The organism is Streptomyces sp. NPDC050211, from assembly GCF_040656035.1.
Lineage (GTDB): Bacteria > Actinomycetota > Actinomycetes > Streptomycetales > Streptomycetaceae > Streptomyces.
In genome coordinates, this window is record NZ_JBFALC010000011.1 from 122,795 (window position 1) to 144,163 (window position 21,369).

The following is a 21,369-nucleotide window of genomic DNA, read 5'->3' on the forward strand; positions in this document are numbered from 1 at the left end:
ATGACCTCCGCCTCTCCTCAGCGCGACGTCCGTGCCGAGCTGGAATCGCTGACCACGGAAGCCTTCCGGCCCGAGCTCTCCGAGATCGATCAGCTGCCGACCCTGGAGATCGCGCGGCTGATGAACGGCGAGGACGCGACCGTCCCCACCGCCGTCGCCGCGAAACTCCCGCAGATCGCCGCCGCCATCGATGCCGTGGCCGCGCGGATGGCCCGCGGCGGCCGGCTCGTCTACGCCGGTGCCGGAACCGCCGGCCGCCTCGGTGTCCTGGACGCCTCCGAGTGCCCGCCCACCTTCAACACCGACCCCGCCCAGGTCGTGGGCCTGATCGCGGGCGGCCCTGAGGCCATGGTCACCTCCGTCGAGGGCGCCGAGGACTCCGCCGAGCTGGCAAGACGGGACCTCGACCGGCTCGGCCTGACCGCCCTCGACACCGTCGTCGGCGTCTCCGCGTCCGGCCGCACCCCGTACGCCGTCGGCGCCGTGGAGCACGCCCGGCAGCTGGGCGCGCTGACCGTCGGTCTGGCCTGCAACGCGGACAGCGCGCTCGCGGCGGCGGCCGACCACGGCATCGAGATCGTCGTAGGGCCGGAGCTGGTGACCGGATCCACCCGCCTCAAGGCGGGCACGGCGCAGAAGCTCGTGCTCAACATGCTGTCGACGATCACGATGATCCGGCTGGGCAAGACGTACGGGAACCTGATGGTCGACGTACGCGCCTCGAACGAGAAGCTGCGCGCCCGCTCCCGCCGTATCGTCGCCCTCGCCACCGGCGCGTCGGACGAGGAGATCGAGGCCGCCCTCGCGGCCACGGACGGCGAGGTGAAGAACGCGATCCTGACCATCCTCACCGGCGTCGACGGCCCGACGGCCGCCCGCCTTCTGGAGGAGTCCGGCGGCCATCTGCGCGCCGCGCTGGCGGCGGCGAGGGGCTAGCCCGCACGCTCACCGCATGCACACCCCGCACACCCCCGCGACCACGGCCGCCGCCCTCCTCCCCCTGGTCGGCGGCCCCACGAACATCACCTCCGTCGCCCACTGCATGACCCGCCTCCGCCTGGGCCTCGCCGATCGCACCCTGGTCGACGACGAAGCCGTACGGGCCGTGCCCGGCGTCCTGGGCGTGGTCGCCGACGACGACACGTACCAGATCGTGCTGGGGCCGGGGGTGGTGGCGAGGGTGACGCCGGAGTTCGATGCGCTGGTGACGTCGGCGTCTCAACTGGCCGTACAGAGCCATGAGTTGAAGGAAGCCCAGCGTGAGCGCAACGCGACCCCGCTCAAGCAGACCCTCCGCCGCATCGCGAACATCTTCGTCCCCCTCATCCCCGCCCTCATCGGTTGCGGCATCCTCGCGGGCGTCAACGGCCTGCTGCTGAACGCCGGTTGGCTGCCCGGCCTCACCCCCGCCCTCACCGCGATCGCCGCCGCCTTCATGGCCCTGATCGCGGTCTTCGTCGGCTACAACACGGCGAAGGAGTTCGGCGGCACACCGGTGCTGGGCGGGGCGGTGGCGGCGATCGTCGTGTATCCCGGGGTGGCGAAGGTGACGGCGTTCGGGGTCACCCTCGCTCCCGGCCAGGGCGGGGTGCTGGGCGCGCTGGCGGCGGCGCTGCTGGGGACGTACATCGAGAAGTGGTGCCGCACCCGCGTCCCCGAGACCCTCGACGTCCTCCTCACCCCGACCCTGACCGTCCTCGTCTCCGGCCTGGCCACGCTCTACGGCCTCATGTACGCGGCCGGCGAGATCTCCACCGGCGTCGGCACCGCCGCGAACTGGCTCCTCACGACAACCGGCGCGCTCGCCGGCCTGATCCTGGGCGGCCTCTTCCTCCCCCTCGTCATGCTCGGCCTCCACCAGGCCCTCATCCCCGTCCACGTCACGCTGATCGACCAGCAGGGCCACACCACCCTGCTCCCCATCCTCGCCATGGCCGGCGCGGGCCAGGTCGGCGCGGCCCTAGCGGTGTACGTCCGGCTGCGCCACGACACCTCCATCCGTACGACGATCAAGTCGGCCCTCCCGGCAGGGCTGTTGGGCGTCGGAGAACCCCTGATCTACGGCGTCTCCCTCCCCTTGGGCCGACCCTTCCTGACCGCCTGCGTAGGCGGAGCGGCGGGCGGCGGCTTCGTGGGCCTGTTCGCGATGCTCGGGGAACGGGTGGGGGCGACGGCGATCGGCCCGTCGGGCTGGGCACTGTTTCCGCTGTTGGCGGGGGACGGGGGGTGGGCGGTGACGGTGGCCGTGTATGCGGGTGGGCTGGTGACGGGGTACGGGGTGGGGTTCGCGGCGACGTATCTCTTCGGGGGCCTGACACGCGTCGCCGAGCCCGGTTAGCGTGGGCCTTCGACGAAGGGGGCGCAGACGTCGTATGGCAGTCATGAGCACGTTTCGGATCGGCGGCGACCTGGAGGTGGGACGGCTCGGATTCGGGGCGATGCACCTGCCGACCGAACCGGCGGATGCGCGCGCCGCCGCCGTCGCGGTCGCGCGACGGGCCGTCGAACTCGGCGTCACCCTGATCGACACGGCGCACATGTACGGCTGGGGCGCGAACGAGGAGCTGCTCGCCGAGGCCCTGCACCCGTACCCGGATGACCTCCTCGTCGCCACGAAGGTCGGCATCTCCCGAGTCGACGGCGAGTGGCGGCAGGACGCCAGCCCCGCCGGGCTGCGGGCGGGCGTCGACGCGGCCCTGCGCCGACTCCGCCTCGACCGCATCGAACTCCTCCAACTGCACCGCATCGACCCGCGGATCCCGGTGGCCGACCAGGTCGGCACGCTCGGCGAGTTGGTGACCGAGGGCAAGGTCGGCCGGATCGGCCTCTCCGAGGTCACCGTCGCCGAACTCACCGAGGCGCGGACCGTCGCCGATATCGCCGGCGTCCAGAACCGCTACAACCTCCTCGACCGCGAACACGAGCCCGTCCTGGAGGCCTGCGAGGCAGCGGGCATCGCCTTCCTGCCCTGGCGCCCGGTCGCCCACGGCACCTCGGGCACGACCGCCGAGATCGCCGCCGTAGCGACCGAGTCCGGCGCCACGGCGACGCAGGTGATGCTGGCCTGGCTCCTCGCGCACTCGCCGGTGATGCTGCCGATTCCGGGGACGGCGAAGACGGCTCACCTGGAGGAGAACGTGGCGGCGGCGGGTCTGGAGCTTACGGAGGAACAGGTCGCGCGCTTGGACAAGCTCTACGCCGCGTAGCCCGTGACCTCGGCAATCCACTTGAGCCAAGCATGCGACGGAATCAACTTCCATATGAACGAGGGCTTTGGCGATGTGCACCAGGGACGGGCGCAACAGAGACTCAAGGTGACAGAAGTGTCGGCTCGACCCAAGCGCCCGCACTCAACAGGGCAGCCGCCCCTCCTTGTTGACACCCCGCACCCGAGCCCGCAGCACCTCCTCCCGCTGTGCGAGCCCCACCGAATCCGGCGGACAGCCCCACTCCCGCCCGCCCGCGACCGGCCGCAACCGCACCATGCCGCCCGCGTGCCCCACGACCTCGCCGACGCGCCCGCTGCGCACGTCCACGACGTACGTGCCGATCGCGGGCTTCTCCCCGCGCAGTACGGAGGCCAGCTTCTCGGCTGTACGGACATTGCAGCGCCCCAGGTCGACCAGGGCGAACGGCTCATCGCTCGCGCCGCTGACGGGGTCCACGCACAGGGATGGCAGCAGGACGCCGACATCCACGAGAGCCTCCTTCAAGGACGCCACTACTTCTTCGGTCGAGCGCACGCTTGACCCTCCTTCACATTGAGTTCGTGATTCACGACACAGCGTGTCCGCCAGCCTCCTAACCTGGCCATACGGAGCGCCCCAACAACCTCTGTTGTCGAACCGGGAGTTGCCATGGCAGGACCGAAGGACCTGGACCCGTCTTCGTCACCCCGCGCACTGCTGGGGGCGGAACTCCGTCACGCCAGGGAGAAAGCCGGACTGAGCCAGGAGGAGCTGGGGGCGCGGCTGTTCGTGAGCGGTTCGTTCATCGGGCAGCTGGAGGCGGGGACGCGGCGGATGCTGCCGGAGTACGCGCGAACGCTGGATGAAGTCCTGGGCACGGAGGACTTCTTCACGCGGAACTGCACGGCCGCGGCCAAGTCCCGCTATCCGGAGCACTTCGCAGAGGCGGCGGAGGCGGAAGCGCAAGCTACGGCGATCAGGGAGTACGCGCCCCTCCTGATCCCCGGTCTGCTTCAGACGCCCGCGTACGCACGAGCCGTGTGCCGCGCATACCAACCGACGGCCACGGAAGAGAAGATCGACGAGTTGGTGACAGCCCGAGTGGAGCGAGCCCGGATCCTCAACGATCCAACAGAGCCGCTGTTGTGGGCGGTGATTGACGAGGCGGCGCTGCGGCGGGTGACAGGAGGCCGCGAGGTGATGGCGGAGGCTCTACGTCACCTCGCCGACCTGTCCCGACGTGGCCGAGCCATCGTGCAGGTACTGCCATTCGGCGCCGGAGCCCACGCGGCGATGGAGGGCTCCATCAAGCTGATGGACTTCGAGGACGCCCCGCCACTCGTCTACTTCGAGGGCGTCGGCACCGGTCGGCTGGAGGACGCCCCAGCCATCGTCAGGCACCAGCGCTTCACCTACGAACTCCTCACAGCCAACGCGCTCTCCCCGCAGAACTCCCTGGCTCTGATCGAGACCATGGCGCAGGATTACGCCCATGAGGAGCATCCCTGAGTACGACCTGGACTCGGCCACCTGGCACAAGTCCAGCTATAGCGGCGGCAGCGGCGGCAACTGCCTCGAAGTCACCCACGACCTCCCCACCGTCATCCCCGTCCGCGACTCCAAGAACCCCCACGGCCCGAAGCTCGCGTTCCGGCCGGAAGCATGGTCGGCCTTCGTCAATGCGGTCAAGATCTGACCGCATTGGCTCCTAGCGTGGCTGTCATGACTGAGACCACGCACAACACCGCCGCTGCCACCGCCACCGCCACCGTCGAGCGCGCCGACCTGCTGGAAGCCCTGGCCCACCACCGGCACTTCCTGCGCTTCACGACCCGCGACCTCACCGACGAGCAGGCCGGCCGGCGAACCACCGTCAGTGCGCTGTGTCTGGGCGGCCTGATCAAACACGTCACGTCGGTGGAACGGAGCTGGGTGGACTTCATCCAGCACGGCCCGTCGGCGATGCCCGACTTCACCGCCATGACCGAGGCCGACTTCGCCAAGCGGGCCGACGAGTTCCGGATGTTGCCCGGCGAGACGCTGACCGGCGTGCTCGCCGAGTACGAGGAAGTGGCCCGCCGAACGGACGAGTTGGTCGCGACCCTCCCCGACCTGAACACCGCCCACCCGCTGCCCGACGCCCCGTGGAACGAGCCCGGGGCTCGATGGTCGGCCCGCAGGGTGCTCCTGCACATCACCGCCGAGACCGCCCAGCACGCGGGCCACGCCGACATCATCCGCGAATCCCTGGACGGCGCGAAGAGCATGGGCTGAGAGGTCCCGAAGCTCAAGCGTCCAGCCCCGAGCGCTCTTTTCAAGGAACGGTTGGAGGGCCCCAACCCGCCCTCCCACCCCGCGAGTTGACTTGACGCGTTCGGCTTGCCACACACAGTGATGGTCGTCTAGCGTGCCCGAATAACGAACAGCCCCCGCCAGGTGCTGACAACACCTGCGGGGGCTTGACCTACGAGATCGAAGGACTAGTTCGATCCCATGGCTGACGCCAAGCTTAGTGCTACCTCCCTGCCCGCGCACGCGTCCCCGCACCCGATGGCCAATCCGGGTTACGGAAAGCGCTCCGCGCCGGACCAACTCCGCCGCACCAACCACGACTTCGCCCACCTCCCACCCCGCGAAGCCGCCATCGCCGGATACATCGACCGCCTCCCCGACGGCGCCGACATCTCCGTAAAGACGCTGGCCAAGACACTCCCGTACGGCCAATGCGCCCTCCGCACCGCCCTCAACAACCTTCAGCGGGCGGGTCACTTGCGCCGAGGGCGCGAACACCTGGCCGACTCGGGCACCCAACGCTGGATCACCCGAACGTGGTTCACCCGTACCGCCCGCGACGACACCTGGTGGGCGGCGTTCACGCGGGGCGACGTACCGGAGCCGGATGCGGAGCCGGAACGACGACGCCCCACCCGCTCGCGGGCCCATATCCTCCTCGCCGCCCTCGGCCGCACGGCCCCGGCCCTGTCCTTGTCCGAGGCCGACTGCGCAGTCCTCAGCCCACTGGTCGCCGAGTGGTTCGCGAGGGGCGCCACGGACGAGGCCGTACTCCACGCCCTGACCAGCGGCCTGCCCACCCCGGTCCATCACGCGGCGGCCCTCGTCCGCAACCGTCTGACCTCCAAACTGCCGCCACCGCCCGAGACCCGCCCACCCCTCCGTGTCCTGGAGTGCGCGAAGTGCGGGGTGCCGGGGCGGCCGGAGGCGTTGCCGGGTGGTGTGTGCGCCGCATGCCGGGGCGAGCGCGCCCCCGTTCGCGCCAGCACGCCCCTGTCCAGCTCAGCAGTCCATTCCCGCGCGGCCGAGATCCGCCACGCAATGTCCCAACGGCGGCAGCGGACACTCCTGTGACCGAACACCCCGCTGCCTCGCCCCATCGACATCACCCTGGGCACCGAAAGGCTGCATGACTATGCCCACTGACTTCCACGCCGATCGACGCAGAATCAGCCACACGAGCCCACTGCACACACCCGCAGGTGTGTACAGTCTTTCCATGGACGCGTACCCGCTCGTGGAAGCCCGCAACCAGCTCGGCCAACTGGTCGGCCGGGTCCGGCACGGCCAGGAACACATCCTCATCACCGAGTACGGCAAACCTGCCGCCGCCCTCATCCCCATAAGCGAACTGGAGGAGCTTCAACGGCTGCGCGACGAGGCCGACATCGCCGAAGCGCGCGCCCGCGAAGCGGCTCCTGCCGGTCCTTCGATGACCCACGACGAGTTCATGGCGCAGTTGGAGGCAGAGGACCATCAGGAGAGCGCTTCGTGACGTACTCCGTGGTATGGGAGCACCACGCCATGAACGAGTTCCGGCGGCTCCGCTCCGCCGACCCGGTAGGCGCCAAGGCAACCGCCGCAGCAGTACGCGCACTCGCCGACGATCCCCACCCGGCGTCGGCCCGCGCACTGGGCGGCTCGGGCTACTACCGGCTGCGTGTGGGAAGTTGGCGCGTGCTCTACCGACCCAACGCCGACACCGTCACGGTCCACGTACTGAAGGTGGGCCGCAGCGCCTGACAGAAGCCTCCGCGGCAATCGGAGCCACCCCATGAACCACGCCCAACGCACCGCCCTCGGCCGCGCCCTCCGTCTCCTAGGCGAGCACGGCGAGGCGCTGGCCGCCGACACCCCCGAAGCCCGCCTCCACGAGGTCAAGGCCGACCTCCGCCGCGCCCTCGATCTCCTGGACGAGAGCGTCACCTCCGCCGCGCCCACCACCCGCTGCGCCGAGCACCCCACCGGCCCGGTCGACGAGAGCGCCCCCGACCTGTGCCTGCTCTGCGAGACCAGGCGCCGCGCCGCCCGCCGCTCCGAGATCAACGGAACAGCGCCCCAGCTCCCCCAGTCCGCCTCCCCCGCCCCCTCGCGGTACGGCGTCCGCGACGACCGGCCGCAGCCGCAGCAGCGCTGGCTGCCGGAGATGTGGAACGGCCAGGTCTGGCAGCTGTGCGGCACCCCGCGCCGTGACCGGCGCGAGGCCGAGCTGTATCTCGCCGCCCAGCGACGCGGACCGCGCCCCGCCATGGCGTACCGGCTGGTGCACGAGTTCACCGACTACGAGGTGCTGCGCGTGTGGGGCACGCCGGTGCACGTCGACATCGAGCCGCTCGGGAACCTGTGAACAACACGGGGAACCTTTCGACAATCCCCCACGACTACGACTACGACTTCGCCGCCGCCCCAGCCGGCTCCGACTCCGCCTGCGCCGCCCCCAGCCGCGCCCGCTGCTGGCGCGGGATCAGCGAGGCCACCGCGAAGGCCAGCAGCGCCGCCCCGGCGCCCACGGCCAGGACGACCTTGAAGCCGTTCTGGGACGGGAGGGCGTAGCCGCCGAAGTCCGTCGTCATCTGGGCCAGGATCACACCGGCGATGGCGCTCGCCGACGACGTACCGATGGACCGCATCAGGGTGTTGAGGCTGTTCGCCGCGGCCGTCTCCGACGCGGGCACGGCACCCATGATGAGCGCGGGCATCGAGCCGTAGGTGAAGCCGATACCGGCGCCGATGACGCAGGACACCAGGACGAAGTGCCAGACCTCGGACATCAGGACGATGTTGAGGAGGTAGCCGGCGGCCACGATCAGGGCACCGATCATCAGCGTGACCTTCGGTCCACGGGCCTTGGACACCGCGGCGGAGACCGGCGCCGTCGCCATCATGACCAGGCCGGACGGTGCCATGACCAGACCGGCGATCAGCATGGACTTGCCCAGGCCGTACCCGGTCTGCGCGGGCAGCTGGAGCAGCTGCGGCAGGACCAGCGACATCGCGAACATCGCGAACCCGACGGCGATCGAGGCGAGGTTGGTGACCAGGACCTGACGGCGGGCGGTGGTGCGCAGGTCGACCAGCGGCTGCTCGGTGCGCAGCTCCCACCAGCCCCACAGCAGCAGGACGACGACGGACGACAGGAACAGTCCGATCGTGGTGGCGCTGCCCCAGCCCCAGTCCGCGCCCTTGGAGATCGCCAGCAGCAGGCAGACCAGGCCCGCGGCCATACCGAGACCGCCCACCAGGTCGAAGCGACCGCCGGTGCGCACCTTCGACTCCGGTACGAGCGTCAGCACCAGGCCGAGTGCTACGACGCCCAGTCCGGCCGACGTCCAGAACAGCGTGTGCCAGTCGAAGTTGTCGGCGATGAGCGCGGCGGTAGGCAGTCCGAGTGCGCCGCCGACGCCGAGGGAGGCGCTCATCATGGCGGTGGCGGAGCCGAGCCGTTCGGCGGGGAGTTCGTCCCGCATGATGCTGATGCCGAGCGGGATCACACCGGAGGCTAGGCCTTGCAGGACCCGGCCGAGGATCATCGGGATCAAGGAGTCGCTCAGCGCGCAGACCACCGAACCGGCTATCAGCATCACGACACTGACCAGCAGCATCCGCCGCTTGCCGAACATGTCACCGAGCCTGCCGACGACCGGCGTCGCCACGGCCGCAGCGAGCAGGGTCGCCGTCACCGCCCACGCGGTGTCCGACGCGGGGGCGTCGAGCAGCTTCGGTAGCTCCGGGACGATCGGGATGACCAGGGTCTGCATCAGCGCGACGACGATTCCGGCGAAGGCCAGCACCGCCACCACGGCGTTCGGTCTCGGCGGGGCGGAGCCTGCCGCCTCGGCGGGACGGGCAAGGGCGTCGGACATGGCGGGGCCTCCGTAGGAACGCAGTAAGCTTGACCAAGGCAACCTTAAGTCAGTTGCTTGACTCAATCAAGGGCCCCATAAACGCCCCTGCAACGCCCGAGGGCGGCACCCCCTGCGTGAACAGGGAGTGCCGCCCTCAGTCGTAGGACAGACGATCAACCGGAGTCGATCAGAAGTCCATGTCACCGCCCGGCATGCCGCCGCCGGCGCCGGCACCGGCCGAGGCCTTCTCCGGCTTGTCGGCGATGACGGCCTCGGTGGTGAGGAACAGCGCGGCGATGGAGGCGGCGTTCTGCAGAGCGGAACGGGTCACCTTCGCCGGGTCGATGATGCCTTCGGCGATCATGTCGACGTACTCACCGGTCGCAGCGTTCAGGCCGTGGCCGACGGGCAGGTTGCGCACCTTCTCGACGATGACGCCACCCTCGAGACCACCGTTGACGGCGATCTGCTTCAGCGGGGCCTCCAGCGCGAGCTTCACGGCGTTGGCGCCGGTCAGCTCGTCACCCTCGAGGTCCAGCTTCTCGAAGACCGTGGAGGCCTGGAGCAGGGCCACGCCACCACCGGCGACGATGCCCTCCTCGACGGCCGCCTTCGCGTTGCGAACGGCGTCCTCGATGCGGTGCTTGCGCTCCTTGAGCTCGACCTCGGTGGCGGCACCGGCCTTGATGACGGCCACGCCGCCGGCCAGCTTCGCCAGACGCTCCTGGAGCTTCTCGCGGTCGTAGTCCGAGTCGCTGTTCTCGATCTCGGCGCGGATCTGGTTGACCCGGCCGGCGACCTGGTCGGCGGAGCCGGAGCCGTCGACGATGGTGGTCTCGTCCTTGGTGATGACGACCTTGCGGGCGCGGCCCAGGAGGTCCAGGGTCGCGTTCTCCAGCTTGAGGCCGACCTCCTCGGAGATGACCTCGCCGCCCGTGAGGATGGCGATGTCGCCGAGCATGGCCTTGCGGCGGTCACCGAAGCCCGGAGCCTTGACGGCGACGGACTTGAAGGTGCCACGGATCTTGTTGACGACCAGGGTCGACAGAGCCTCGCCCTCGACGTCCTCGGCGATGATCAGCAGCGGCTTGCCCGACTGCATGACCTTCTCCAGAAGCGGGAGCAGGTCCTTGACCGAGGAGATCTTGGAGTTGGCGATCAGGATGTACGGGTCGTCAAGGACGGCCTCCATACGCTCCATGTCGGTGGCGAAGTACGCCGAGATGTAGCCCTTGTCGAAGCGCATACCCTCGGTGAGCTCCAGCTCCAGACCGAAGGTCTGGGACTCCTCGACGGTGATGACGCCTTCCTTGCCGACCTTGTCCATCGCCTCGGCGATGAGCTCGCCGATCTGGGTGTCGGCGGCGGAGATGGAGGCCGTGGAGGCGATCTGCTCCTTGGTCTCCACGTCCTTGGCCTGCTCGAGCAGGGCACCGGAGACGGCCTCGACGGCCTTCTCGATACCGCGCTTGAGGGCCATCGGGTTGGCGCCGGCGGCTACGTTGCGCAGACCCTCCTTGACGAGGGCCTGGGCGAGCACGGTCGCCGTGGTCGTACCGTCACCGGCGACGTCGTCCGTCTTCTTGGCGACTTCCTTGACCAGCTCGGCGCCGATCTTCTCGTACGGGTCCTCGAGCTCGATCTCCTTGGCGATGGAAACACCATCGTTGGTGATCGTGGGGGCGCCCCACTTCTTCTCGAGGACGACGTTCCGGCCCTTGGGGCCAAGGGTGACCTTGACGGCGTCGGCGAGCTGGTTCATCCCGCGCTCGAGACCGCGCCGTGCCTCCTCGTCGAACGCGATGATCTTGGCCATGTGAAGTGGTCCTCCCGGACTGGGGTGGATTGCTCCGGACCGCGCTGGCGCCCGCGACGGACGGCTCGCCTGCCTGTGGTTCCTTGCCCCACCCGGCCTGCGGGCCTCACCGACCCGGTCCTCGTTGTCACTCTCACCTTCAGAGTGCTAACGCCAATGATTAGCACTCGCCCATGCCGAGTGCAAGCGCTCCTCAGTGATCCTCAGGCGTGGCAAGGGGTCCGGACCGGCCCCGGACATGCCGGAGGGCTCGCAACCCATGACTCCCCATGGGAAACGAGCCCTCCGAAGAAGAACGTCGCTGCAGTCAGTCGGCGCGTGCTTCAGCTGGTCGCGAGACGGACCATGTCCGCCTGCGGCCCCTTCTGGCCCTGCGAGATCTCGAAATCGACTCGCTGACCTTCTTCCAGGGTGCGGTAGCCGTCCATCTGAATCGCGCTGTAGTGGACGAATACATCCGCACCACCGTCGACCGCGATGAAGCCGTACCCCTTCTCCGCGTTGAACCACTTGACGGTGCCCTGAGCCATGCCTAACTCCCCTATTACTGGCCCTTGCACAGATCCACACTTCGCGGATCCGGGTCAGACCTCACCCCCCACGGTTGGGGGCGTGCGCCGGAACGCGTCGACCGCGGCTGAATGTATCTGTCCAACTGCCGTCTGCAACAGGTCAGTCGGACGAGAAATCTGGGCGCGACCGATCGGTGAAATGCGGAGAATTTGTGTAAATCCAGGGCAACTCGGACCCAATAAAAGGAGCGAATGACGCAAAAGGCCCGCGTACTTTGGCTACTTCTTGTCGGCCGTGCGGGCGGAACTCATATGCGCCCGGCATGAAAGCGCGAGCAGGTTCCCCAACTGTACCGTGCTCAACCATAGAGAATGGCCCCCTCCGCTTCTCTCACGGAGGGGGCCATTCGATGAACAATGCGTGATTCAGCCGCCCGCGACCGCCGGAATGATCGAGACACCGGCCCCGTCCGGCGTCGCCGTCTCCAGCCCCTGCTCAAAACGGACGTCGTCGTCATTCACGTACACGTTGACGAACCGCCGCAGCTTCCCCTGGTCGTCGAGGATGCGGGCGGCGATGCCGGTGTGGTTCTTCTCCAGGTCGGAGATGACGTCGGCGAGGGTCGCACCCTCGGCGGAAACCTCGGCCGCACCGCCGGTGTAGGTGCGCAGGATGGTAGGAATGCGGACGCTAACGCTCATAACTTGAACCTCCGGTCAGTACAGCGCCCCTTCAGGGGCGCGGGGAACTGCGCGACCAGCCCCCACCGGCCCGCAGACGAAATCAATGAGACGGGCCCTACCCCAGACCCGCTTCCCGGAACGAGTCCAGGCTGGGCCGAATCGTCGCAGTCAGCCCCGTACCGGCAACCGCGTCAAGAGTCTTGAGACCATCACCGGTGTTGAGGACGACCGTGGTCTTCGTGGGGTCGAGGACACCGTTCTCGATCAGCTTGCGCGCCACACCCACGGTCACGCCGCCGGCGGTCTCCGCGAAGATGCCCTCGGTCCGCGCAAGCAACTTGATCGCATCGACGACCTGCTCGTCGTTCACGTCCTCCACCGCACCGCCGGTACGGCGAGCGATGTCCAGGACATAAGGACCATCCGCCGGGTTGCCGATCGCCAGCGACTTGGCGATCGTGTTCGGCTTCTGCGGCCGGACGACGTCGTGCCCGCCCTTGAAGGCGACGGACACCGGCGAGCAGCCCTCGGCCTGCGCGCCGAAGATCTTGTACGGCTTGTCCTCGACGAGCCCGAGCTTGATGAGCTCCTGCAGACCCTTGTCGATCTTCGTGAGCTGCGAGCCGGAGGCGATGGGGACGACCAGCTGGTCGGGCAGCTGCCAGCCGAGCTGCTCGCAGATCTCGTACGCCAGGGTCTTGGACCCTTCCGCGTAGTACGGCCGCAGGTTGACGTTGACGAAGCCCCAGCCCTCGCCGGCCGGGTCGCCGATCAGCTCGGAACAGAAACGGTTGACGTCGTCGTAGTTGCCCTCGATACCGACGAGCTCACCGCCGTAGACCGCGGCCATGACGACCTTGCCCTGCTCCAGGTCGTGCGGGATGAACACGCAGGAGCGGAAGCCGGCCCGGGCGGCGGCGGCACCGACGGCGCCGGCGAGGTTGCCCGTCGAGGAGCAGGAGAGGGTGGTGAAGCCGAAGGCGCGCGCGGCCTCCAGGGCCTGGGCGACGACCCGGTCCTTGAAGGAGTGCGTCGGGTTGCCGGAGTCGTCCTTGATGAAGAGCTTGCCGGCGTCGACACCCAGCTCGCGCGCGAGGTTGTCGGCCTTGACGAGCTTGGTCCAGCCCGGGTTGATGTTGGGCTTGTCGGCCACGTCCGCGGGGACGGGCAGCAGCGGTGCGTACCGCCAGATGTTCGCGGGTCCCGCCTCGATCTGCTTGCGGAGCTCTTCGGCGTCGTAGGCCGAGAAGTCGTAGGCGATCTCGAGCGGGCCGAAACACTCCTCGCACGCGAAGACCGGGCCGAGGGGTACTCGGTGACCGCATTCGCGGCACGAGAGCGCCGCGGCGGGGCCGAGGTCGACGGTGTGGGTGGTGCTTGCAACTGTCTGCGCAGCCATGTGAGGCGAGGCCCTTTCTCCTCATCTTCCTCACGACGCATCTCGCCGTGAGACGGATTTGGCACCTTCCCTAGCCGGGAGCCTCGCGGAGAACGATCAACACTGATCTACGAGTACCGACTGGAGGGTTGCCGGGGCTTCAACGGGCCGTATCCCTCTGCCCCTCTGGATGAGCGGTATTTAGTTGTAGACGCAAACGACCCCCGACATGCGATGGTCATCAGCGTTGTTCAAGACTGTAACCGAAGGCCAGGACAGTTGAGATAGTCGTCCGAACCGCGAGATGGATCACACACCTCTAGTCGTGATCCGCGACAGTGAGGAGCCGCTTACTGTGCTGGAAGAAGTCGAGCGCTGGTTGAGCGCACGCTCCTGGTCCCTGACCGATCGCCCGCTCCACAAGATCCTGGCCGCGAAACGCGCCACGGGCCAGACCGTCAGTGTCGTGCTGCCCGCGCTCAACGAGGAGGAGACGGTCGGCGAGATCGTCGCCGTGATCCGTCACGACCTCATGCACCAGGTCCCGCTCGTCGACGAGATCGTCGTCGTCGACTCGGGATCGACCGACCGCACCTCCGCGGTGGCCGCCGCCGCGGGTGCTCGGGTCGTCCACCGCGACGACATCCTGCCGCGCATACCGGCCGTCCCCGGCAAGGGCGAGGTCCTGTGGCGCTCGCTCCTCGTCACCAGCGGTGACATCGTCTGCTTCATCGACGCGGACCTGAAGGAGTTCAAGTCGGACTTCGTCTCCGGCATCGTCGGCCCGCTGCTCACCGACCCGGAGGTCGACCTCGTCAAGGGGATGTACGACCGTCCGCTCGGCGGCGCGGCAGGCCAGGGCGGCCGGGTGACGGAACTGATGGCCCGCCCGCTGCTGAACATGCACTGGCCGCAGCTGGCCGGATTCGTCCAGCCGCTGGGCGGCGAGTACGCAGCCCGCCGCTCCCTGCTGGAACAGCTCCCGTTCCCCGTCGGCTACGGCGTGGAGCTGGGCATGCTGGTCGACGCCCTGCATCTGGTGGGCCTTGACGCCCTCGCCCAGGTCGACGTCGGCGTGCGCAAGCACCGGCACCAGGACGGCCAGGCCCTGGGCCGGATGTCGGCCGCGATCTACCGCACGGCCCAGCTCAGGCTGGCCCGCGGGCATCTGATCCGCCCCTCCCTCACCCAGTTCGAACGGAGCGAGGACGGATTCGAACCCCGCACCTACTCCGTGGATACGGAAGAACGGCCTCCGATGGCCGACATCGCCGAGTACCAGTCCCGCAAAGCGGCATAAACGTGCGCGTGGCGTAACGGAACGCGCCGGTTGTATACCGCTGAGCCGTACGTTTGAGCGGTTCTGGCCTGGGCTAGGTTGTGGCGTATGGCTGCAACTTTCGGTGCTGCGCAGGTACTGGTCGCCTCCAACCGCGGCCCCGTCTCGTACGGGGTCCGCGAGGACGGCTCGCTGCACGCCAAGCGCGGCGGCGGCGGGCTGGTGTCCGGTCTCTCCGCGATCGGGCCGGACGCGGACGCCCTGTGGGTCTGCTCGGCCCTCGGCGACGGCGACCGCGAGGCGGTACGGCGCGGAGTCGGCGAGTCCGGTGTACGGATGCTGGACATTCCGGCCGACGTGCACGCGGACGCGTACAACGGCATCGCGAACTCGGTCCTCTGGTTCGTCCACCACCTGCTGTACCAGACGCCGCTGGAGCCGGTCTTCGACACGGAGTTCCGGCGGCAGTGGGAGTCGTACGTCCGCTACAACCGCGCGTTCGCTGAGGCGCTGGCCGAGGAGGCGGGGGCCGGGGCGGCGGTGCTGGTGCAGGACTACCACCTGACCCTGGTGCCGGGCATGCTCCGCGAACTCCGCCCCGACCTGCGGATCGGCCACTTCTCGCACACGCCGTGGGCGCCGGTGGAGTACTTCCGCATGCTGCCGGACGACATCGCCGAGCAGGTGCTGCGCGGGATGCTCGGCGCCGACCGGCTGGGCTTCCTCACCCACCGCTGGGCCGACGCGTTCACCGCATGCGCCGAGGCCCTCGTCGGCGGGCTCGGCGACACCCGGGTCGGCGTCCACGGGCTGGGCGCCGACGCCGACTTCCTGCGCCGGCGCTCGCACGAGACCGACGTCGAGGAACGGATGGCCGCGCTGCGGGCCGAGATCGGCCCGGGCCGCCAGACCATCGTCCGGGTCGACCGCACCGAGCTGTCCAAGAACATCGTGCGCGGCCTGCTGGCATACCGCCAGCTCCTCGACGACCACCCCGAGTTGCGCGGACGGGTCGTGCATGTCGCGTTCGCGTATCCGTCGCGGCAGGACCTCGCCGTCTACCGCGAGTACACGGCCGAGGTGCAGCGGCTCGCGGAGGAGATCAACTCCGGCTACGGAACGCCGGATTGGACGCCGGTCGTGCTGCACGTGAAGGACGACTTCGCCCGCTCGCTGGCGGCGTACCGGCTCGCGGACGTGGCTCTGGTCAACCCGATCCGCGACGGCATGAACCTGGTCGCCAAGGAGATGCCGGTCGTCTCCGACGAGGGATGCGTGCTGGTGCTTTCGCGGGAGGCGGGGGCGTACGAGGAACTGGGCGAGGACGCGATCACCGTGAACCCCTACGACGTGACGGGCACGGCCGAGGCGTTGTACGAAGCGCTGACGATGCCGGCCGGGGAGCGCGGGGAACGCACGAAGCGGCTGGCGGCGGCAGCGACGTCACTGCCGCCGACGCAGTGGTTCCTGGATCAGCTGAACGCGCTACCGGATACGGGCCGCCAACTCCCCCAGTAGCCGTACGACCCCCGCCGGACCGTCGACCACCACATCCGCCCGTTCCCTCAGCTCGGTCACCTCGTCGCTGCCGCTGCACACCAGCAGGCCGGGGGTGCCGTCGGAGCGGAGTTTGTCGATGGCGGCGTAGGCGGGAAGGTCGCCGAGGTCGTCGCCGGCGTAGAGGACGGACTCGGCGCCGATGTCGCGAGCGTGGTCGGTCAGGGCCACGCCCTTGTCCATGCCCGGTGGGCGGAGTTCGAGGACCAGGCGACCCGGCTCGACGATCAGGCCGTGGCGGGTGGCGAGGTCGGCGAGCGGCTCGCGGAGGGCCTCGAAGGTGGCCTGGGGATCGTCGGCACGGCGCGTGTGCACGGCGACGGCCCGGCCGCCCTTCTCCTCGACCCAGGCGTTGGTCCCGTCCAGGAGCGTCGGCAGCTCCGCGCGGACGGCGGCGACTCCGGGGTGCGGCGGCGGGGCGGTGACGGCGTCGGTGACGGCATCCCAGCGCTCGGCGCCGTAGTGGCCGAGGACCACGAGATGTTCCAGCCCGGCAACACCGGAGAAGCCGCCGTACCGGACGGCGACCTCGGCCGGACGCCCGGTGATCACCGCAACGCCGGCCACCTTCGGCGCCAGCGCGGCCAACGCCGGCACCGCACCCGGATGCGCCCGCGCCCGCTCCGGATCCGCCACGATCGGTGCGAGCGTCCCATCGAAGTCAAGAGCGATCATCGCCCTGCCGGGCCGCTGGAGGATAGCGGCGATACCGGCTCGGCCGGCCTGGGTAACGGGGTTCGGCAAGCGGTCGTCTGTCGAGTCCACGGGGCTGCCCATGGGCCGACCCTATCCACGGAGACCTGGTGAAGTCAGCTGCGGTTCTGCAGCGCGCCCCGAAGGGGCGCGGGGAACTGCGCGACCAGCCACAACGGCGCCGCAGACAAAACACGGCACCCAGCAGAGCCCTACCGCTCCGCCCGCCGCGCATCCCGCACCCGCCGCAGCCGATTCACCGTCACCGGATCATGAGCCAACGCCCGAGGATCATCCAGCAGCGCATTCAACAGCTGGAAATACCGCACCGGCGCCAACCCCAGCTCCTCCCGTATCGCCCGCTCCTTCGCCCCCGGCCCCGGAAACCCCCGGCGTTCGAGCGCGAGGATGTCCTGCTCCCTGCGGCCCAGCTGCTCCATACCCCGCACGCTATCCCCCGCCACCGACAGCCCGGCAAAACCGCGGAGCTACTCCGCGCTCGCGGCCGAATTCGCCGTCGCCTGCAGCTGCTTCAGCACCGCCGACGGATTGCCGCCGGAGGCCACGGCCTGCCCGATCCGCTTCTTGACGGCCGCGCTGACCTCGGCCCAGGAAGTCTTGCCGACCGGATACAGCTCGGAGAGCGGCAACTCGTCGAGGAACGGCTTGAGATCGGCGTCCTGCTTCGCCTCCGTCATCGTCGCGGAAGCGTTGGTCGTGACCGGCAGCAGGTCGTACTCACGCGAGAAGTCCAGCACGTTCTTCTCGTCGTACACGAAGTCGAGGAAGTCGCCGACCTCCTCGGCGTGCCCGTTCTTCTTGAACGCCGTCATCCAGTCGGCGACCCCCATCGTGGCGTCGCTCTCACCGTCGACGCCGGGCATCGGCACCATGCCGAACTTCACGCCCTTCTTCCCGGCGATGTGCATCAGCGAGGGGTGCCCGTTGAGCATGCCGACGTCCCCCTTGGCGAACGCGGCGAAGGCGTCGGCGCGGTTCAGCTCGCCCGGCGCGACGGGCCCGGTCAGACCCTTGCCGACGAGCTCGTCCTTGAGCCAGGTGAAGGTGTCGACGTTCTGCGCGGAGTCGATGCCGTAGGTGCCGTAGCCGTCGGTGTAGCCGCCCCCGCCGCTGAGCAGCCACTGCATCGTCTCGGCCTGCGCCTCCTCCGGCCCCAGCGGCAGGGCGTACGGGTATTTCACCCCGTCCGCCTTCAGCGCCGCGGCGTCGGCGGCGAGCTCGTCCCAGGTGGTCGGCGGGGTGAGGCCGGCCTTCTTGAAGAGGTCCTTGTTGTAGAACAGCAGCCGGGTGGAGGCGGCGAAGGGCATGCCGTACTGCACCCCGTTCACCTGCCCCGCCTTGGCGAGCTGGGAGGCGAAACCGGCCTGGGTGGTGATGGAGAGCAGGTCGTCGGCGCGGTAGAGCAGGCCCTTGTCCGCGTAGTCGGCGTACGCACCGATCTGCGCCATGTCCGGGGCCTTGCCGGCGTCGGCCAGCTCCTTGACCTTGCGGTCGACATCGTTCCAGGAGTAGACGCTGACCTGGATCTTCACCCCGGGGTGGGCGGCCTCGTATTCGTCGACGAGCTTGCCCCAGTACTTCTCGGAGCTGTTGGCCGCGCTGTCGCCGTAGTCGGCCGCGACCAGCCTCAGGGTCACCTCGTCCGCGTCGTCGCCGAGGCCGCAGCCGCCGAGCACCGCCGTCATGCCCAGAGCGGACACCACCGCGATCGCCCCTGTCCTCTTCCGCCCCTGCACAGCTCTCCTGCCCCACCTTCGCGATCGCGCATCACCATCGCGAAAACTTTCGATACGTAGCCATAAGGTCTACACCACGCAAGTGGACTAGACCTCTTCCGGGTCCACGGGCCACACTGTCCCCGTGAGACATGTCATCGCCCTCGACGTGGGCGGCACCGGGATGAAGGCCGCCCTGGTAGGGGCGAAGGGCGAGCTGCTGCACCAGGCCCGCCGCGCCACCGGCCGCGAGCGCGGACCCGGGGCCGTCGTCGAGCACATCCTCGACTTCGCCGCGGAGCTACGCGCGTACGGCGACCGGACCTTCGGCGAGCCCGCGGCCGCCGCCGGAGTCGCCGTCCCCGGCATCGTCGACGAGCACCACGGCATCGCCGCCTACTCGGCCAACCTCGGCTGGCGCGACGTACCCCTGCGCGACCTGCTCACCGCCCGCATCGGCAACGTCCCCGTCGCCCTCGGCCACGACGTCCGCAGCGGCGGCCTCGCCGAGGGCCGCATCGGCGCGGGCCAGGGCACCGACCGCTTCCTCTTCGTCGCCCTCGGCACCGGCATAGCGGGCGCGATCGGCATCGAGGGCCGGGTGGAGTCGGGCGCGCACGGCTTCGCGGGCGAGATCGGCCACATCGTCGTACGACCGGCAGGGGCCCCCTGTCCATGCGGTCAGGCCGGCTGCCTGGAGCGGTACGCCTCGGCGGCAGCGGTGAGCGAAGCCTGGGCGAAGGCTTCCGGCAACCCTGCCGCGGACGCGGCGGACTGCGCGAAGGCCATGACCTCCGGCGACCCGAAGGCCCTCACCATCTGGCACGAGGCCATCAACGCCCTGGCCGACGGCCTGACCACCGCCCTCACCCTGCTGGACCCCCGCACCCTCATCATCGGTGGCGGCCTGGCCGAGGCGGGGGAAACGTTGTTCACACCGCTGCGGGACGCGGTGAAGAAACGCGTGACCTTCCAGAAACTGCCGACCATCGTCCCCGCGGCCCTGGGCGACACCGCGGGCTGCCTGGGTGCCGGCCTACTGGCCTGGGACCTCCTAGACACAACTGACCGCACGGAGGTAACGACCTGATGGCAACCCCCTCAGGGGCGCGGGGAACTGCGCGACAAGCCCCCACCGGCCCGCAGCCCGCGACGGCGAAGGCGCCCCTCATCCTGTCCGGTGCCAACGTGGTCATGCCGACGGGCACCGTCAAAGACGGCTCAGTGATCATCGACGGCACCCGAATCGCTCGCACAGCCCCAGAGAACGCCCACCTCATCGACGTAACCGACCACTGGCTGGTACCGGGATTCGTAGACATCCACAACCACGGCGGAGGCGGCGCCTCGTTCACATCAGGCACGCCAGACGACGTAGTCACCGGCATCCACACCCACCGCCTGCACGGCACCACCACCCTCGTCGCCTCCACCGTCACCGGCGACATGGACTTCCTGGTCCAGCGCGCGGGCCTGCTCAGCGAACTCGCCGAGCAGGGCGACATCGCCGGCATCCACTTCGAGGGCCCGTTCATCTCCCCGTGCCGCAAGGGCGCGCACTCCGAGGAACTGCTCCGGGACCCGGACCCCGCGGAGGTCCGCAAACTGATCGACGCGGCGCGCGGCAAGGCGAAGATGGTCACGCTCGCGACCGAACTCCCGGGCGGCATCGACTCCGTGAGACTGCTGGCCGAGCACGGCGTCATCGCGGCGATCGGCCACACGGACGCGACGTACGAGCAGACGGTGGAGGCGATCGAGGCGGGCGCGACGGTCGCGACGCACCTCTTCAACGCGATGCCGACGCTGGGACACAGGTCACCGGGCCCGATCGCCGCCCTCCTCGAGGACGACCGCATCACCGTCGAGCTGATCAACGACGGCACGCACCTCCACCCCGCCTCCCTTCAACTCGCCTTCCACCACGCGGGAGCGAGCCGCGTGGCGTTCATCACCGACGCGATGGACGCGGCCGGTTTCGGCGACGGCCGCTACATGCTCGGCCCGCTGGAGGTAGAGGTCAGCGAGGGCGTCGCCCGCCTGGTGGAGGGCGGCTCGATCGCGGGCTCCACCCTCACCCAGGACCGCGCCTTCAAGCGCGCGGTGACGATCGACCGCCTCCCGGTCGAGGACACGGTCACGGCCCTGTCCGCCAACCCGGCCAAGCTGCTGGGGATGTACGACACGATCGGCTCCCTGGAGGCGGGCAAGTACGCCGACCTGGTGATCCTCGACACGGACTTCAACCTGAAGGGCGTCATGCGCCGGGGCGAATGGGTGGTCGATCCCCAACTGGGCTGATCCGTCCGGCAGTCAGCGAGACGGTGGCCGACCCGGGACTGGGCTCGGCGGCCGTCTCTTTGGCATGATCTGACATCCGGACAGACAG

The 21,369-nt window shown here is 69.3% G+C and carries 23 protein-coding genes and 1 riboswitch; of the genes, 14 read left to right on the plus strand and 9 right to left on the minus strand.

Going from position 1 to position 21,369, the window contains the following annotated elements; genetic code table 11:
• The 3 genes from murQ to AB0I98_RS14500 are packed head-to-tail and all read left to right on the plus strand — an operon-like array spanning position 1 to position 3,206.
• A complete protein-coding gene (murQ, locus tag AB0I98_RS14490) occupies positions 1 to 936 on the plus strand; it encodes an N-acetylmuramic acid 6-phosphate etherase (RefSeq protein WP_362940451.1) in 936 nt (311 codons plus the stop codon).
• Positions 937 to 952: 16 nt separating this feature from the next.
• On the plus strand, positions 953 to 2,338 hold the full coding sequence (locus AB0I98_RS14495; protein WP_362940454.1) for a PTS transporter subunit EIIC: 1,386 nt from the start codon (positions 953 to 955) through the stop codon (positions 2,336 to 2,338).
• A gap of 43 nt (positions 2,339 to 2,381) precedes the next feature.
• The gene (locus AB0I98_RS14500; RefSeq protein ID WP_362940457.1) at positions 2,382 to 3,206 is read left to right on the plus strand and encodes an aldo/keto reductase; all 825 of its coding nucleotides are present in this window, start codon (positions 2,382 to 2,384) and stop codon (positions 3,204 to 3,206) included.
• A gap of 144 nt (positions 3,207 to 3,350) precedes the next feature.
• On the opposite strand, the gene AB0I98_RS14505 is transcribed toward AB0I98_RS14500, so the two are convergent.
• The gene (locus AB0I98_RS14505; protein ID WP_362940460.1) at positions 3,351 to 3,743 is read right to left on the minus strand and encodes a hypothetical protein; all 393 of its coding nucleotides are present in this window, start codon (positions 3,741 to 3,743) and stop codon (positions 3,351 to 3,353) included.
• Positions 3,744 to 3,857: 114 nt separating this feature from the next.
• Between AB0I98_RS14505 and AB0I98_RS14510 the strand changes: the two genes are divergently transcribed.
• The 7 genes from AB0I98_RS14510 to AB0I98_RS14540 all read left to right on the plus strand — a co-directional run bounded on the left by AB0I98_RS14510 (position 3,858) and on the right by AB0I98_RS14540 (position 7,827).
• Entirely contained in the window at positions 3,858 to 4,697 is an 840-nt protein-coding gene (locus AB0I98_RS14510) for a helix-turn-helix transcriptional regulator (protein ID WP_362940462.1), read from the plus strand.
• Positions 4,681 to 4,884 carry a DUF397 domain-containing protein gene (locus tag AB0I98_RS14515; protein WP_362940465.1) on the plus strand — a complete coding sequence of 68 codons (204 nt, stop codon included), beginning with the start codon at positions 4,681 to 4,683 and terminating at the stop codon, positions 4,882 to 4,884. The genes AB0I98_RS14510 and AB0I98_RS14515 overlap by 17 nt, the downstream gene beginning before the upstream one ends.
• 26 nt (positions 4,885 to 4,910) lie before the next feature.
• A complete protein-coding gene (locus AB0I98_RS14520; RefSeq protein ID WP_362940468.1) occupies positions 4,911 to 5,462 on the plus strand; it encodes a DinB family protein in 552 nt (183 codons plus the stop codon).
• Between the two features lie 276 nt (positions 5,463 to 5,738).
• On the plus strand, positions 5,739 to 6,554 hold the full coding sequence (locus AB0I98_RS14525) for a hypothetical protein (protein ID WP_362940744.1): 816 nt from the start codon (positions 5,739 to 5,741) through the stop codon (positions 6,552 to 6,554).
• 145 nt (positions 6,555 to 6,699) lie between these two features.
• On the plus strand, positions 6,700 to 6,975 hold the full coding sequence (locus AB0I98_RS14530; RefSeq protein WP_362940471.1) for a type II toxin-antitoxin system Phd/YefM family antitoxin: 276 nt from the start codon (positions 6,700 to 6,702) through the stop codon (positions 6,973 to 6,975).
• Positions 6,972 to 7,223: a type II toxin-antitoxin system RelE/ParE family toxin gene (locus tag AB0I98_RS14535; protein ID WP_362940474.1), complete on the plus strand. Its 252-nt coding sequence runs from the start codon at positions 6,972 to 6,974 to the stop codon at positions 7,221 to 7,223. Before AB0I98_RS14530 ends, AB0I98_RS14535 begins: the two co-directional genes overlap by 4 nt.
• Positions 7,224 to 7,254: 31 nt before the next feature.
• Complete coding sequence (locus AB0I98_RS14540) at positions 7,255 to 7,827, plus strand: hypothetical protein (protein ID WP_362940477.1); 573 nt, start codon at positions 7,255 to 7,257, stop codon at positions 7,825 to 7,827.
• A gap of 40 nt (positions 7,828 to 7,867) precedes the next feature.
• Here AB0I98_RS14540 and AB0I98_RS14545 read toward each other — a convergent pair whose 3' ends face one another.
• The 5 genes from AB0I98_RS14545 to thrC form a co-directional block, all read right to left on the minus strand.
• Positions 7,868 to 9,343 carry an MFS transporter gene (locus AB0I98_RS14545; protein WP_362940481.1) on the minus strand — a complete coding sequence of 492 codons (1,476 nt, stop codon included), beginning with the start codon at positions 9,341 to 9,343 and terminating at the stop codon, positions 7,868 to 7,870.
• Between the two features lie 169 nt (positions 9,344 to 9,512).
• On the minus strand, positions 9,513 to 11,141 hold the full coding sequence (gene groL / locus AB0I98_RS14550; RefSeq protein ID WP_362940484.1) for a chaperonin GroEL: 1,629 nt from the start codon (positions 11,139 to 11,141) through the stop codon (positions 9,513 to 9,515).
• Between the two features lie 323 nt (positions 11,142 to 11,464).
• On the minus strand, positions 11,465 to 11,671 hold the full coding sequence (locus AB0I98_RS14555) for a cold-shock protein (protein WP_019057200.1): 207 nt from the start codon (positions 11,669 to 11,671) through the stop codon (positions 11,465 to 11,467).
• Positions 11,672 to 12,079: 408 nt separating this feature from the next.
• Positions 12,080 to 12,355, minus strand: coding sequence for a MoaD/ThiS family protein (locus AB0I98_RS14560; protein ID WP_210577855.1), 276 nt, complete (start codon positions 12,353 to 12,355; stop codon positions 12,080 to 12,082).
• A 97-nt stretch (positions 12,356 to 12,452) separates the two neighbouring features.
• Entirely contained in the window at positions 12,453 to 13,736 is a 1,284-nt protein-coding gene (thrC, locus tag AB0I98_RS14565) for a threonine synthase (protein WP_362940487.1), read from the minus strand.
• A gap of 18 nt (positions 13,737 to 13,754) precedes the next feature.
• Positions 13,755 to 13,912: riboswitch (SAM riboswitch) on the minus strand.
• 158 nt (positions 13,913 to 14,070) lie between these two features.
• On the opposite strand from thrC, the gene AB0I98_RS14570 reads away from it, so the two are divergent.
• Together AB0I98_RS14570 and AB0I98_RS14575 are read left to right on the plus strand one after the other, a co-directional pair.
• Entirely contained in the window at positions 14,071 to 15,015 is a 945-nt protein-coding gene (locus AB0I98_RS14570; RefSeq protein WP_362940490.1) for a glucosyl-3-phosphoglycerate synthase, read from the plus strand.
• Positions 15,016 to 15,102: 87 nt separating this feature from the next.
• Complete coding sequence (locus AB0I98_RS14575; protein ID WP_362940493.1) at positions 15,103 to 16,512, plus strand: trehalose-6-phosphate synthase; 1,410 nt, start codon at positions 15,103 to 15,105, stop codon at positions 16,510 to 16,512.
• Here the strand turns inward: AB0I98_RS14575 and otsB are convergent.
• The 3 genes from otsB to AB0I98_RS14590 form a co-directional block, all read right to left on the minus strand.
• Entirely contained in the window at positions 16,480 to 17,328 is an 849-nt protein-coding gene (gene otsB, locus AB0I98_RS14580) for a trehalose-phosphatase (RefSeq protein ID WP_362940496.1), read from the minus strand. The genes AB0I98_RS14575 and otsB overlap by 33 nt on opposite strands.
• Positions 17,329 to 17,456: 128 nt before the next feature.
• Positions 17,457 to 17,684, minus strand: coding sequence for a DUF3263 domain-containing protein (locus AB0I98_RS14585; RefSeq protein ID WP_362940499.1), 228 nt, complete (start codon positions 17,682 to 17,684; stop codon positions 17,457 to 17,459).
• A 48-nt stretch (positions 17,685 to 17,732) separates the two neighbouring features.
• A complete protein-coding gene (locus AB0I98_RS14590) occupies positions 17,733 to 18,950 on the minus strand; it encodes an extracellular solute-binding protein (RefSeq protein WP_362940502.1) in 1,218 nt (405 codons plus the stop codon).
• A 175-nt stretch (positions 18,951 to 19,125) separates the two neighbouring features.
• Between AB0I98_RS14590 and AB0I98_RS14595 the strand changes: the two genes are divergently transcribed.
• Together AB0I98_RS14595 and nagA are read left to right on the plus strand one after the other, a co-directional pair.
• The gene (locus AB0I98_RS14595; RefSeq protein ID WP_362940505.1) at positions 19,126 to 20,070 is read left to right on the plus strand and encodes an ROK family protein; all 945 of its coding nucleotides are present in this window, start codon (positions 19,126 to 19,128) and stop codon (positions 20,068 to 20,070) included.
• Positions 20,070 to 21,281, plus strand: coding sequence for an N-acetylglucosamine-6-phosphate deacetylase (nagA, locus tag AB0I98_RS14600; RefSeq protein ID WP_362940508.1), 1,212 nt, complete (start codon positions 20,070 to 20,072; stop codon positions 21,279 to 21,281). The genes AB0I98_RS14595 and nagA overlap by 1 nt, the downstream gene beginning before the upstream one ends.
• Positions 21,282 to 21,369 lie beyond the last annotated feature (88 nt).

Excerpts from the sequence above, each read along its gene's own strand:
- murQ (WP_362940451.1), top strand. The coding sequence starts at position 1 with ATGACCTCCGCCTCTCCTCAGCGCGACGTCCGTGCCGAGCTGGAATCG.
- AB0I98_RS14495 (WP_362940454.1), top strand. The coding sequence starts at position 953 with ATGCACACCCCGCACACCCCCGCGACCACGGCCGCCGCCCTCCTCCCC.
- AB0I98_RS14500 (WP_362940457.1), top strand. The coding sequence starts at position 2,382 with ATGAGCACGTTTCGGATCGGCGGCGACCTGGAGGTGGGACGGCTCGGA.
- AB0I98_RS14510 (WP_362940462.1), top strand. The coding sequence starts at position 3,858 with ATGGCAGGACCGAAGGACCTGGACCCGTCTTCGTCACCCCGCGCACTG.
- AB0I98_RS14515 (WP_362940465.1), top strand. The coding sequence starts at position 4,681 with ATGAGGAGCATCCCTGAGTACGACCTGGACTCGGCCACCTGGCACAAG.
- AB0I98_RS14520 (WP_362940468.1), top strand. The coding sequence starts at position 4,911 with ATGACTGAGACCACGCACAACACCGCCGCTGCCACCGCCACCGCCACC.
- AB0I98_RS14525 (WP_362940744.1), top strand. The coding sequence starts at position 5,739 with ATGGCCAATCCGGGTTACGGAAAGCGCTCCGCGCCGGACCAACTCCGC.
- AB0I98_RS14530 (WP_362940471.1), top strand. The coding sequence starts at position 6,700 with ATGGACGCGTACCCGCTCGTGGAAGCCCGCAACCAGCTCGGCCAACTG.
- AB0I98_RS14540 (WP_362940477.1), top strand. The coding sequence starts at position 7,255 with ATGAACCACGCCCAACGCACCGCCCTCGGCCGCGCCCTCCGTCTCCTA.
- AB0I98_RS14545 (WP_362940481.1), bottom strand. The coding sequence starts at position 9,343 with ATGTCCGACGCCCTTGCCCGTCCCGCCGAGGCGGCAGGCTCCGCCCCG.
- groL (WP_362940484.1), bottom strand. The coding sequence starts at position 11,141 with ATGGCCAAGATCATCGCGTTCGACGAGGAGGCACGGCGCGGTCTCGAG.
- AB0I98_RS14555 (WP_019057200.1), bottom strand. The coding sequence starts at position 11,671 with ATGGCTCAGGGCACCGTCAAGTGGTTCAACGCGGAGAAGGGGTACGGC.
- AB0I98_RS14560 (WP_210577855.1), bottom strand. The coding sequence starts at position 12,355 with ATGAGCGTTAGCGTCCGCATTCCTACCATCCTGCGCACCTACACCGGC.
- thrC (WP_362940487.1), bottom strand. The coding sequence starts at position 13,736 with ATGGCTGCGCAGACAGTTGCAAGCACCACCCACACCGTCGACCTCGGC.
- AB0I98_RS14575 (WP_362940493.1), top strand. The coding sequence starts at position 15,103 with ATGGCTGCAACTTTCGGTGCTGCGCAGGTACTGGTCGCCTCCAACCGC.
- otsB (WP_362940496.1), bottom strand. The coding sequence starts at position 17,328 with ATGGGCAGCCCCGTGGACTCGACAGACGACCGCTTGCCGAACCCCGTT.
- AB0I98_RS14585 (WP_362940499.1), bottom strand. The coding sequence starts at position 17,684 with ATGGAGCAGCTGGGCCGCAGGGAGCAGGACATCCTCGCGCTCGAACGC.
- AB0I98_RS14590 (WP_362940502.1), bottom strand. The coding sequence starts at position 18,950 with ATGACGGCGGTGCTCGGCGGCTGCGGCCTCGGCGACGACGCGGACGAG.
- nagA (WP_362940508.1), top strand. The coding sequence starts at position 20,070 with ATGGCAACCCCCTCAGGGGCGCGGGGAACTGCGCGACAAGCCCCCACC.